General features: G+C 70.3%; 12 protein-coding genes and 3 pseudogenes. 7 read left to right on the top strand and 8 right to left on the bottom strand.

Annotated features, from left to right (window positions below; translation table 11 throughout):
* Positions 1–197: 197 nt before the first annotated feature.
* The gene (locus RDV84_RS25270; RefSeq protein WP_309152026.1) at positions 198–1481 is read right to left on the bottom strand and encodes an alkaline phosphatase family protein; all 1284 of its coding nucleotides are present in this window, start codon (positions 1479–1481) and stop codon (positions 198–200) included.
* A gap of 270 nt (positions 1482–1751) precedes the next feature.
* Here RDV84_RS25270 and RDV84_RS25265 point away from each other — a divergent pair, with 270 nt between their 5' ends.
* Together RDV84_RS25265 and RDV84_RS25260 are read left to right on the top strand one after the other, a co-directional pair.
* Complete coding sequence (locus tag RDV84_RS25265) at positions 1752–2237, top strand: YybH family protein (protein WP_309152025.1); 486 nt, start codon at positions 1752–1754, stop codon at positions 2235–2237.
* Positions 2238–2331: 94 nt separating this feature from the next.
* A complete protein-coding gene (locus RDV84_RS25260) occupies positions 2332–2667 on the top strand; it encodes a hypothetical protein (protein ID WP_309152024.1) in 336 nt (111 codons plus the stop codon).
* A gap of 65 nt (positions 2668–2732) precedes the next feature.
* On the opposite strand, the gene RDV84_RS27205 is transcribed toward RDV84_RS25260, so the two are convergent.
* A complete protein-coding gene (locus RDV84_RS27205) occupies positions 2733–2801 on the bottom strand; it encodes a DUF6053 domain-containing protein (RefSeq protein WP_425606340.1) in 69 nt (22 codons plus the stop codon).
* Between the two features lie 61 nt (positions 2802–2862).
* A complete protein-coding gene (locus RDV84_RS25255) occupies positions 2863–3444 on the bottom strand; it encodes a TetR/AcrR family transcriptional regulator (RefSeq protein ID WP_078998261.1) in 582 nt (193 codons plus the stop codon).
* A gap of 144 nt (positions 3445–3588) precedes the next feature.
* On the opposite strand from RDV84_RS25255, the gene hutU reads away from it, so the two are divergent.
* Entirely contained in the window at positions 3589–5259 is a 1671-nt protein-coding gene (gene hutU, locus RDV84_RS25250; protein WP_309152023.1) for a urocanate hydratase, read from the top strand.
* 213 nt (positions 5260–5472) lie between these two features.
* On the opposite strand, the gene RDV84_RS25245 is transcribed toward hutU, so the two are convergent.
* Entirely contained in the window at positions 5473–5916 is a 444-nt protein-coding gene (locus RDV84_RS25245; RefSeq protein ID WP_078998263.1) for an SRPBCC family protein, read from the bottom strand.
* Between the two features lie 262 nt (positions 5917–6178).
* Between RDV84_RS25245 and RDV84_RS25240 the strand changes: the two are divergent.
* Positions 6179–7558: pseudogene (locus RDV84_RS25240) on the top strand (MATE family efflux transporter); the annotation flags it as partial.
* Positions 7507–7740, top strand: a pseudogene (locus RDV84_RS27200) (hypothetical protein); the annotation flags it as partial. The pseudogenes RDV84_RS25240 and RDV84_RS27200, both read left to right, overlap by 52 nt.
* Here RDV84_RS27200 and RDV84_RS27195 read toward each other — a convergent pair.
* A pseudogene (locus tag RDV84_RS27195) lies at positions 7677–7814 on the bottom strand (hypothetical protein); the annotation flags it as partial. The pseudogenes RDV84_RS27200 and RDV84_RS27195 overlap by 64 nt on opposite strands.
* On the opposite strand from RDV84_RS27195, the gene RDV84_RS27190 reads away from it, so the two are divergent.
* A complete protein-coding gene (locus RDV84_RS27190; RefSeq protein ID WP_425606341.1) occupies positions 7769–8071 on the top strand; it encodes a DUF6053 domain-containing protein in 303 nt (100 codons plus the stop codon). The pseudogene RDV84_RS27195 and the gene RDV84_RS27190 sit on opposite strands and share 46 nt — an antisense overlap.
* Before the next feature lie 229 nt (positions 8072–8300).
* On the opposite strand, the gene RDV84_RS25230 is transcribed toward RDV84_RS27190, so the two are convergent.
* The 3 genes from RDV84_RS25230 to RDV84_RS25220 form a co-directional block, all read right to left on the bottom strand.
* Positions 8301–8531 carry a hypothetical protein gene (locus tag RDV84_RS25230; protein ID WP_309152020.1) on the bottom strand — a complete coding sequence of 77 codons (231 nt, stop codon included), beginning with the start codon at positions 8529–8531 and terminating at the stop codon, positions 8301–8303.
* A gap of 81 nt (positions 8532–8612) precedes the next feature.
* Entirely contained in the window at positions 8613–8963 is a 351-nt protein-coding gene (locus RDV84_RS25225) for a VOC family protein (protein WP_309152019.1), read from the bottom strand.
* A 140-nt stretch (positions 8964–9103) separates the two neighbouring features.
* On the bottom strand, positions 9104–10069 hold the full coding sequence (locus tag RDV84_RS25220; RefSeq protein ID WP_057946726.1) for a CsgG/HfaB family protein: 966 nt from the start codon (positions 10067–10069) through the stop codon (positions 9104–9106).
* A gap of 302 nt (positions 10070–10371) precedes the next feature.
* Between RDV84_RS25220 and RDV84_RS25215 the strand changes: the two genes are divergently transcribed.
* Positions 10372–11532: an AAA family ATPase gene (locus tag RDV84_RS25215; protein WP_309152018.1), complete on the top strand. Its 1161-nt coding sequence runs from the start codon at positions 10372–10374 to the stop codon at positions 11530–11532.
* The last annotated feature ends 139 nt before the right edge of the window (positions 11533–11671 follow it).

Raw genomic sequence — 11671 nt, 5'->3', positions numbered from 1 at the left:
GCCGGGTCTTGCTGCGGGGCGGGGAGGTCCCTGGGTTGCCCGCGGACAAACTAGCGCCGATGCGCGCGGCAAAAGCACTGCGCGCGTCACTGAATCCGCATCGGATGACAAACGTCAGCGCTCAAAGCGCGAAACCAATCGGAAAAATCGCAAGCGCCGCACATGCCGCGGCATCGCTGCGGCAATCGTTTCAGCCGTTACTTTTTCTCCGTCGCCTCCGCGGACTCCGCCGCCTGCGCCTTCAGCGCCGGCAACAGCGGCGCGATGTCGCCGTCGTTCTTCGCAGGAACGATCCCGAGCAAGCGCGCGAGCAACGGATACACGTCGACGTTGTCGAACGCCGGAATCGTCGCGCCCTGCCGGAACGCCGGGCCGCGGGCGATGAAGATCGCGCGCATCGACGGCAGCGCCGGGTCGTAGCCGTGCGAGCCGCGGGTCTGGCCCGGGCGCGCCTTGGCGAGCACCTCGCGCTCGATCGCGTCCCAGCCTTCCTGCATCTGGCAGACGATCGGCGGTATCCGCGGATGGGTGCCGTACTGCCAGCGCGCCGGCAGCTCGCCCTTGCGCCAGCATTCGTAATGATCGTGCTTGCCGAGCAGGCGTCGCTCCACTTGCGCTTCGTAGCCCTTGTTCGGCGCGATGCCGATCGATTGCCCGGTCGAGGTCACCACCGCTTCCTGCACCGTGACCATGTCTTCGACCGCGATGCGGTGCTCCGGCGCGACTTCGGCCATGCCGTGGTCGGAAACCACGATCAGATTGGTCCGGTCGAGTTCGCCGCGCGCGGCCAGGGTGTCGATGAGGCGGCCCAGCGCGGTGTCGATGCGCTGCATCGCCGCGCGCGCCTGAGCCGAATTCGGGCCGTAGTCGTGGCTTTGCTTGTCGAGCGAGTCGAAATACAGGGCGGTCACGTGCGGGCGGGTGGCGGCGGGTTCGTCGAGCCACTTCAGCACTTGTTCGACGCGCGCCATCTCGCTGATCTTGGGGTCGAACGCGCGCCGGCGGCTCGCGTGTTGGCCGTGGTTCGGCGCTTCGCCGCCGGGCCAGAGCATGGTGGCGCCGCGCAGGCCGGCGTTCTGCGCGCCGATCCAGATCGGCTCGCCGCCGTTCCACCAGCGCTCTTCGCCGATCGCGGCGGGGTCGTTCACCCGGAACCGGCCCAGTTCCGGGTCGCGCATCATGTTGTGGATCACGCCGTGGTGGTCCGGGCGCAGGCCGGTGACCAGGGTGTAGTGGTTGGGGAAGGTCTGGGTCGGGTACGAGGGATTGATCCATTGCGCGCGCACGCCTTGGTCGGCGATGCGCTGCAGGTTCGGAGTCAAGCCGAGGTCGAGATAACTGGCGCGGAAGCTGTCGATGGAGACCAGCAGCAGCGGGGTGTCGGCCGGCGGCGGATCGCGCGGCGCGGACGCGGCGCAGGCGGCGAGGGACACCAGGGAGGCGAGCAGGGCGGCGCGGGCCGCGAGGACGATCGAAGGCATCGCGGCATGATAGCGGCGGCGCGTGTCGGCCCGGTGTCGCCGGTCGCGGCCGGCGGCCGCGCGGCGGGCCGCCAAGGTCGGCATGGCGGGCGCGATCAAAGCGGGCGCAATGCCGGCGGACATGACTTCAGTCGCTGGCGCGCGGGCGCGGCTGCGCCGATAGTGGCTGCGGGTTCCGTCGCGAGATCCGCCATGCGCCGTGTCGTTGCCGTCGTTGCCGCCTGCCTGGCGGCGTCCAGCCCATGGGCGTCGGCGCAGGACGCCGCGCCCGTGGACGCCGCGCCCGTGGACGCCGCGCCACCGCTGAGCGCGGACGAGTGCGCGGTGTGGGCGCGCGAACTCGGCTTCGCCCGCGCGCTGGCCGAGCACGATGCCGCCGCGTTCGCCGCCTTCGTTCACCCGCAGGCCGCGTTCGGCGCCGGCCGGCCGCAGCCCACGCGTGGGCGCGAGGCCATCGCGGCGCAGTGGGCCGACCTGATCGCCGGCAAGGGGCTGCGCCTGCGCTGGTATCCGCAGCGGGTGACGGTCGCCGGCGTCGGCGACGTGGCCTGGTCGAGCGGGCCGGCGCTGTACCAGCGCATCGATCCGGGCGCGCAGCCGCGTTATTTGATCGGCCAGTACCAATCGGTCTGGCGCCGCGACGCCGACGGCGTCTGGCGGGTCCTGTTCGACGACGGCATCGCGCCGCGGCCGGCCACCGAGGCCGAGGCGATGGCGTTCGAACGCGGCCGCCGCGAGGACTGCCCGCGACGCTGACGTGGGCCTAAACGCCGCGTCCGCGACGACCGCCGCGGCGGCGGGGCGGGCGTATCGTGGCTGCGCCCATCGTCGCTTCTCCCGGAGGTGTTCCATGCGCCATATCCTTTGGATCGCCGCGTTCGCGGCCTCGCTCGGCGCCGGCGCCGCCGTCGCGCAGACGCCGGTCCAGGCCGATGCGCAGGTTCGCGCCGATGCGGTGCAGCCGACCGCCGCGCCGGCGGCGAATGCCGAGGCGAAGACGGGCGCGGGCGTTGCGGCGACCGCCGCGGACCCCACCTGCCTCAAGCAGACCGGCTCGCGCATCGCCGCGCGCGGCAAGCGCGACTGCGCGGGCCAGGGCCGCAGTTACGACCGCAAGGACCTGCAGCGCACCGGCGAGACCGACGTCGGCCAGGCGCTGCGCAAGCTCGATCCGCGGCTGCGCTGAGCGCGCGGCCGACGACGCATCCCTTCCGGCGCGGGCCCGTGCTCGCGTCGCCCTCGCGCCCGGCTTCAGGCCGGGCGCTTTTTTGTGGGCGCGGCGATCTGAGCGAAAGGCATCGGGACTGAAGTCCCTCCCACAAAAGCTCAGGGCAAAGGCGCACGGAAGGCATCGCGATCGAACCGCCGCTGGCGGTCACGCTCAGGCGAGCAGGCCGTCGAGCAGGCGGCCGAGCGAGGCTTCGTAGAACTCGCGGAACTGGCGCTCGTCGTAGCTGAAGCGGCCGGCGCGGTACAGCGCGATCAGGCCGTGGGTGTGCGCCCACAAGGTCATGGCGATGTCCCAGGCGTCGCCGGGCTTGAGCCGGCCGGCCTGCTGCGCTTCCAGCACCACGTCGGCGACCACGTTCAGGGTCGGCGAACGGCGCGCGCGGAAGTCCTCGGGATAGCGCCGCGCGCGTTCGCGCCGCAGCGAGAAAGCGTGGTCGAACAAATGCGGCCAGGCCAGGGCGTAGTCGAGGTAGATGCGCTGGGTGGCGCGCAGCCGCGCGATCACGTCGCCGCCGTGCTTGCGCGCGGTCCAGTGGCGGGCGATCTCGTCGAAGCTGTCGTCGGCCACGCGTTGCAGCAGCGCTTCGCGGTTGGGGAAGTGGCGGTAGACCGCCATCGGGGTCAGCCCGATCGCCTCGCCGATCCGGCGCATGCTGACCGCCTGCGCGCCGCCGCGGGCGAGCAGGGCGCGCGCGGCCTGGACGATGCGTTCGGCGGTGGCGGGCGGATTCATGTGTACAGCGTAAACATTTCGGCCCCGGCGCGACAGTTTCGTGCGCCGCGACGCCCAGCAGCGGTCCGCGCGGGCCGGCGGCGCTGGTGGCAGCGGGAAACCCGGCGCGATAATTTCCGCCTCGCCCGCATCACGGAAACCGCCATGTCCGCAGCGAACCGCAAAGATCCCTCCCGCGTCGTCCGCGCCCCGCGCGGCGGCGACAAGACCTGCAAGTCCTGGCTCAGCGAAGCCGCCTACCGGATGATCCAGAACAACCTGGACCCGGACGTGGCCGAGAACCCGGCCGAACTGGTGGTCTACGGCGGCATCGGCCGCGCCGCGCGCGACTGGGACTGCTTCGACGCGATCCTCAAGTCGCTGCGCGAACTCGACGACAACGAAACCTTGCTGATCCAGTCGGGCAAGCCGGTCGGCGTGTTTCCCACCCATGCCGACGCGCCGCGCGTGCTGCTGGCCAATTCCAACCTGGTGCCGCACTGGGCCACCTGGGAGCACTTCAACGAGCTCGATAAGAAGGGCTTGATGATGTACGGCCAGATGACCGCCGGCAGCTGGATCTACATCGGCTCGCAGGGCATCGTCCAGGGCACCTACGAGACCTTCGTCGAGATGGGCCGCCAGCATTACGGCGGCGATCTGAAAGGCAAGTGGATCCTCACCGCGGGCCTGGGTGGCATGGGCGGCGCGCAGCCGCTGGCCGCGTCGCTGGCCGGCGCGTGCTCGCTGAACATCGAATGCAAGCAGAGCAGCATCGACATGCGCCTGCGCACGCGTTACGTCGACGAACAGGCCAGCGACCTCGACGACGCGCTGGCGCGCATCGCCAAGTACACCGCCGCCGGCGAAGCCAAGTCGGTCGCGCTGCTGGGCAACGCCGCCGAGATCCTGCCGGAGCTGGTCAAGCGCGGCGTGCGTCCGGACTGCGTGACCGACCAGACTTCCGCGCACGATCCGGTGCACGGTTATCTGCCGATCGGCTGGACGGTGGAGCGGTGGCTGGACGAGCAGAAGGGCGATCCCGAAGGCGTGCGCGACGCGGCCAAGAAGTCGATGCGCGTACACGTCGAGGCGATGCTGGCGTTCCACGCACAGGGCATCCCGACCGTCGATTACGGCAACAACATCCGTCAGATGGCGTTCGACGAAGGCCTCGAGAACGCGTTCGATTTCCCCGGCTTCGTACCGGCCTACGTGCGCCCGCTGTTCTGCCGCGGCGTCGGCCCGTTCCGCTGGGTCGCGCTCAGCGGCGATCCCGAGGACATCTACAAGACCGACGCCAAGGTCAAGGAGATCATCGCCGACGACGCGCACCTGCACCGCTGGCTCGACATGGCGCGCGAACGCATCAGCTTCCAGGGCCTGCCGGCGCGCATCTGCTGGGTCGGGCTGGGGCTGCGCCACAAGCTCGGCCTGGCGTTCAACGAGATGGTGCGCAACGGCGAGCTGAAAGCGCCGGTGGTGATCGGCCGTGACCACCTCGACAGCGGCTCGGTGGCCTCGCCGAATCGCGAGACCGAGGCGATGAAGGACGGCAGCGACGCGGTCAGCGACTGGCCGCTGCTCAACGCCATGCTCAACGTCGCCGGCGGCGCGACCTGGGTGTCGCTGCACCACGGCGGCGGCGTCGGCATGGGTTACTCGCAGCACTCAGGCGTAGTGATCGTCTGCGACGGCAGCGAGGAGGCCGACAGGCGCATCGCGCGGGTGCTTTGGAACGACCCGGGCACCGGCGTGATGCGGCATGCCGATGCGGGCTATGAGATCGCGCGGCAATGCGCGAAGGAGCAGGGGTTGAAGCTGCCGATGCAGTGAGGCACCGGCGGGCCGGCCGCCGCTATGCCGCGGATGCGCCCTGTAGGAGCGACGCGAGTCGCGACCGCGTGGCGTCCGCTCGCGGCGTGGTTTCGTTGTAGTCGCGGTGTCGCGGTCGCAGCTCGCGCAGCTCCTACAGTCGGAAACGAAACGGCGGCCTCGCTATGAGGCCGCCGTTTCGTTATCGGGCGTGGCTCGGGCGCAGAGTCGGGATCACTCGGGAATCGTCGGCTCCACCAACCGCTCCAGCAGGGTCAGCGATTCCTGCCAGCCCAGGTAGCACTGCTCGACCGGAATCACCTCCGGAATCCCTTCCTGCACCACTTCCACCTCGGTGCCGCAGGAGACGGCACGGAAGGTGATCGTGGTGACCATGGTCCCGGGCAGGTTGGGGTCGTCGAAGCGGTCGTCGTGGACGATGCGCTCGTTCGGCACCAGCTCCAGGTAGGTGCCGCCGAAGCTGTGGCCGTTGCCGGTGCTGAAGTTGGTGAAGCTCATGCGGTAGCGGCCGCCGACGCGCGCGTCGAGTTCGTGCACGGTGCAGGTGAAGCCGTCCGGCGGCAGCCACTTGCACAGCGCGGCGGGGTCGAGGAAGGCGCGGTAGACGCGCTCGGGCGGGCAGGTGAAGACGCGGAGCAGGCGGACGGTACCGGACATGTGGTTCTCCAGAAGAAGGGACGAGGCGGGGTCCTCACTGATGCGACGAACGGCCGCGGCGCGAATCGACATCGCCGCCGCGTTTTTTTCGCGACGCGGTCCTGGCGCTGCGGACGGACCGGCCGGCCGCGTCCGGCACGGACGTTCGTAGCCCCGCCCTTGTAGCCCGGCCGGGGCGACTTGCGCCAGCGTCGCGTTGCGTGCGGCCGCGTCGATTCCGCTTCCCGCGCATCGTCGTACTGTTGTCACTGGCGGGGCGGGCATGGGGCCCTATCATCCGTCGGTGCGACCGAGCACGGAGCTTGCGATGACCCACGATTCCCCGGCGGCCGATCCGCCCCACGCCGCCGACGCCCATCCGCCGCAGTCGCTGTGGCGCGAACTGCGCGACGCGGTGCGCGGCACCGACGCCGACTACACCAAGATCCCGCTGCGCCGCGCGGTGTTCCTGCTGGCCGTGCCGATGGTGCTGGAGCTGGTGCTGGAATCGACCTTCGCCGTGGTCGACATCTTCTTCGTCTCCAAGCTCGGCCCGTCGGCGGTGGCCACGGTCGGGCTGACCGAGAGCTATCTGTTCCTGCTGTATGCGGTGGCGATGGGGCTGGCGATGGCGGTCACCGCGGTGGTGGCGCGGCGCATCGGCGAAGGCAAGCCCGAGGAGGCCGCGGCGACCGCGGTGCAGGCGATCCTGATCGCCTTGTTGGTGTCGGTGCCGCCGGCGCTGGCCGGCATCTTCTACGCCCAGGATCTGTTGCGGCTGATGGGCGCCGACGCCTGGAGCATCGAGCACGGCTACCGCTACACCCAGTGGATGCTCGGCGCCAACGTGGTGATCGTGCTGTTGTTCGTGATCAACGCGATCTTCCGCGGCGCCGGCGACGCGGCGATTTCGATGCGGGTGCTGTGGCTGTCGAACGGCCTCAACATCGTGCTGTGCCCGCTGCTGATCTTCGGCCCGGGGCCGTTCCCGGCGTGGGGCATCGAGGGCGCCGCCATCGCCACCTGCATCGGCCGCGGCTGCGGCGTGCTGTACCAGCTGTGGGTGCTGTTCCGCGGCGGCAAGCACATCCGGGTGACCGCGGCGCAGCTGGTCTGGCACGGCGCGATGCTGTGGAACATCGTGCGCACCTCGCTCGGCGGCGTCGGCCAGATGATCGTGGCGATGACCGCGTGGATCTTCCTGATGCGCATCCTCGCCACCATCGGCAGCGAGGCGGTGGCCGGCGCGACCATCGCCATCCGGGTGATGATGTTCACGATGATGCCGGCCTGGGGCATGTCCAACGCCGCCGCGACCCTGGTCGGGCAGAACCTCGGCGCCGGCCACGCCGACCGCGCCGAGGCCGCGGTGTGGCATATCGGCTGGTACAACATGGGCTACCTGGTGCTGGTGTCGGTGCTGTTCTTCGCCTTCCCGCAGCAGTTGGTCGGGATATTCAGCGCCGACCCGGAGGTGGTCAAGGTCGGCGCCGAATGGCTGCGGATCCTGTCGTACTCGTTCTTCATCTACGGCTGGTGGATGGTCACGGTGCAGGCCTTCAACGGCGCCGGCGACACCGTGACCCCGACCAAGATCAACGTGGTGTTCTTCTGGCTGATCCAGATTCCGCTGTCGTACTGGCTGGCGATCCAGCTGGGCTGGAAGGAACTGGGCGTGTTCTGGGGCGTGTTCGTGTCGGAGACCTCGGTCGGCGCGTTCACCCTGTGGCTGTTCACCCGCGGCAAGTGGAAGCAGGCCAAGGTGTGAGCGTGCCGGGGGCTTCGGTCCCGATGCCTTTCGTTGCGGTCGCGGTGGCCGGACACGAAAGCGTCGGGGCTGAAGCCCCTCCCACCCAGCGGTTGCCCGGCAGCGGTGGGAGGGCCTTCAGGCCCGACGCTTTTCGCTCAGGTCGCGGCATCGCCGCGACGATTCACTTCGCGCCCTCGTCGGGCCCGTCGTCCGCCAGCGGCGCCGACCATTCGATCTCGTAGCGGTTCCACTGTCCCGGAAACAGCTCGCCCTCGACCGCGCGTCGCCGCAACGCGCCGCGCCTGCGCGCCGTCTGGCCGCGCAGGCGGTCGATGCCGGCGTCGATCAGCGCTTCCAGTTCGGTATAGCGCGGATCGAAGTGGCCGTACTTGGGATGACTCTCCGGCGTCAGCCGGCCGGCGTTGACCTCGGCTTCCCAGCGCTGCCAGATCGCCCAGTGCTGCTGCGCCCGATCCCAGGTTTCGGCATCGATCGGAGTGACCACGAACAAGTCGCGGTATTCCTCCTGCTGTGGATCGAACAGGCAGGAGAAGTAATGCGGGCGTCCCTCGCAATCGGCGATGCCGGTGCGCGGGCCGTCCCAGTAGTCCCAGGTCATGTGGATCGGTTCGTAGGCCATGCGGGCTCCGAAGGTTCAGGCGTTCAAGGCGGTCCGGCTCCATGCGACGGCGAACAGCAACAGCAGCCAGAAGCCCAGACCCGCGAACAGGCAGGCCGTGTCGCCGGGCGGTTTGCGCCGGTAGAACGGCCACAGCAGCAGCCGGCCGGTGCCGTAGATCAGCCACTCCACCACGATTTCGAACAGCATGCGCCCGCACAACCGCAGCGCGGCGCCGGCGACTTCGGCCAATGCGTCCAAGGCCATGCGCGTTCCTCCGTTTGCGCCGCAGCATAGACGCTGCGGCGCGACGGCGGCCAGTGCGGGCGAGCCGTCGCGGATGCGGCGTCAGTCCTGGGTCCACACCGCCAGTTCGTAGCCGTCCGGATCGAGGAAGTGGAAACGGCGGCCGCCGGGAAACTCGTGCTCGGCGACGATCGCGCCGCCGGCCGCCTCGACCCGGCGCCGCGCGTCGGCGAGGTCGTCGGCGTAGATCACCACCAGCGCGCCGCCGGGACGCGGCGCGGCGTGGGTGCTGAAGCCGCCCTTCATGCGGCCGTCGTCGAACTCGCAGTACTCCGGGCCGTAGTCGGTGAAGCGCCAGCCGAACGCGGCGCCGTAGAAGGCCTTGGAGGCGGCGATGTCGGCGACGTTGAATTCCAGGTAATCCAGGCGCAGGTTGCGGTCGGTGGCGGGCATGGCGGTCTTCGCGGTCGGACGGGAGCGTCTTTGTAGATCAATCGACCGCGGCCTGTCTTGTGCGCCCGCTAACGCCGCGCCTACGAAAAAGGCCGCCGGTCGCCCGGCGGCCTTCGCGCGCGCAGCGATGTCCGCGGCGCTTACTTCGACAGTTCCAGCGCCAGCGAGGTCACCCAGCCCTTGTTGCCGAGCTCGTCCTCGACTTCCCACATCGCGCCCTGCTTGTTGCCGGTGGGGTAGAGCATCATGCCCGGGTCGAGCGGACGCACCACCTTGCCGCTGCCGTTGGCGTTGGCGAACAGGCGCGCGGACTTGACCACGGTCACCGCCTGCTGCGCGTTCGACGCCGACGGGTTGCCGGACAGGCCGCCGAGCTCGGCGACCAGGTTGGTGTAGGCCTGCAGGTAGGCCATGGTGATGACCTGGCCGATCTCGGTGTTGGCGTAGCCCGACACGCCGGCGCCGCCGAGGCCGCTGCTGCCGAACAGCGCGCCGCTGGCGCCGAAGCCGATGTCGGTCTTCTTGGCGCTGCCCTCGGCCATCGCGACCTGCTCGGAGGAGCGCACGTCGGTGACGGTCAGCACCACGTCGGCGGTCCGCTTGTTGAAGTTGAGGTTGCCGGCCACCGCGCCGGCGCGGCCGCCGATCAGGCCGCCGAGCAGGCCGCCCACGGCGTTGCCGCCGGCGTTGGAGTTCTTCGAGATCAGGTCCGGCACCAGCACGTAGTCGGCGGCGCGGATCTGGCCCTTGCCGACGTTGGACTTGTTGCGCAGCTGGCCGCTGGCGGCGAGGTCGCGTTCGCGCATCGCCACGTCCATGCCGGCGCCGCGGTCGACCAGGGTGAAGCAGCGCGACTTCTGCACGAACACCTTGATCAGCTTGCTCGGTGCAGGCAGTTGCTGGCCGGTCCACCAGTTGGTCGCGTCTTCCGGCTCGATCACCGAGATCGCGCCGAGGTTCTTCGAGCAGGTCGGAATCTCGTTCATCTTCTCGGCGCGCTGGTCCTGCGCGCTCTTGCGCTGGGCCCAGCCCGGCGCGGCGGCCAGCGCCACGCCCAGGCCCACCACGCAGGCCATGGCCTGGATTCCCCGATTAGCGGTCTTCATCGTTTCGTTCCTTAAAACTGCATCCTGTTTGACCCGCCGCGACCGTTGCGGGCGCGGCGACTGACGGAGTGCGGGCGCCGTTCCCCCGGCCACGCTGCAGGGGGCAGCGGGAGGTCGGCAGGGGGGCCCCGGGCGCAGGCAGGCCGGGCGATCCCGGCCTGCACGACGACTCTCGTCGCCATAGTAACGTGATCCAGTGCTTAAAAAGGACGCTCGTCCGATACTGCGCGCGGGCGCCGCACCCGCTGCGACGCCGGAGCTGCATCCTCGTCTACGTTTTTTTTGCGCAAGGAGCGTTTCAAGTGCTGCAGACCCTGGCGATCGCCCACTACCGCTCGCTGCATAAGCTCGAACTGGGCCTGGGGCGGCTCAACGTGGTCACCGGCGCCAACGGCTGCGGCAAGTCCAACCTCTACCGCGCGCTGCGCCTGCTGGCGGAAACCGCGCAGGGCGGGGTGGTGCCGGCGCTGGCGCGCGAGGGCGGGCTGCCGTCGGCGCTGTGGGCCGGGCCGGAGACGGTCTCGGCGCGGATGAAGCGCGGCGAGGTGGCGGTGCAGGGCACCCAGCGCCAGGCGCCGGTGGCGCTGCGGCTGGGCTTCGCCGGCGAGGACTACGGCTACGCCATCGACCTGGGCCTGCCGATCCCGTCGCGGACCTTGTTCGGCATGGACCCGCAGATCAAGCGCGAGGCGATCTGGAGCGGCCCGTTCCTGCGCAGTTCCAACCTGCTGGTCGACCGCCGCGGCGGCCTGGCGCGGGTGCGCGAGGGCCGCGGCTGGCGCGTAGCGGCCGAGCACCTGAGCCCGTTCGAGAGCCTGTTCGCCCAGCTGTCCGACCCGCGCGCGGCGCCGGAGGTGCTGACCCTGCGCGAGACCATCCGCGGCTGGCGCTTCTACGACCACTTCCGCAGCGACGCGCAGGCGCCGGCGCGGCAGCCGCAACTGGGCACGATGACCCCGGTGCTCAGCCACGACGGCCGCGACCTCGCCGCGGCGTGGCAGACCATCGTCGAGATCGGCGATGCGCGCGCGCTGGCCGAGGCGGTCGACGACGCCTTCCCCGGCGCGCGCGTGCGCGTGGCCGGCGAGGGCGGGCGCTTCGTGCTCGAACTCGAACAGCCCGGCCTGCTGCGGCCGCTGTCGGCGGCGGAACTGTCCGACGGCACCTTGCGCTACCTGCTGTGGATCGCCGCCCTGCACACCCCGCGGCCGCCGCCGCTGATGGTGCTCAACGAACCCGAGACCAGCCTGCACCCGGACCTGCTGCCGGCGCTGGGCCGGTTGATCGCGCGCGCGTCCCGGCGCAGCCAGGTGTGGGTGGTCTCGCACGCGACCCGGCTGGTCGCGGCGCTGGAGGACGAAGACGGCTGCAACGCGATCCGCCTGCACAAACCGTTCGGGCAGACCGAGGTGGAAGGGCAGGGCCTGCTCGATGCGCCGGCGTGGTATTGGCCGGAGCGGTGAGGCGGGGCGTGGGGTTCGTCGTCGTTGCGGCGGCGCGGTCGCGACTTGCGTCGCTCCTACAGGGCGAGCCCCAGGCCGCGTTGTCGTTGGAAATCCGACTGTAGGAACTGCGCGAGCTGCGACCGCGACACTGCGCTTG

This window comes from Lysobacter yananisis (genome assembly GCF_031199375.1).
GTDB lineage: Bacteria > Pseudomonadota > Gammaproteobacteria > Xanthomonadales > Xanthomonadaceae > Lysobacter > Lysobacter yananisis.
The sequence above is the reverse complement of the archived record's forward strand: the minus strand, read 5'-3'. Positions and strand labels throughout refer to the sequence as shown.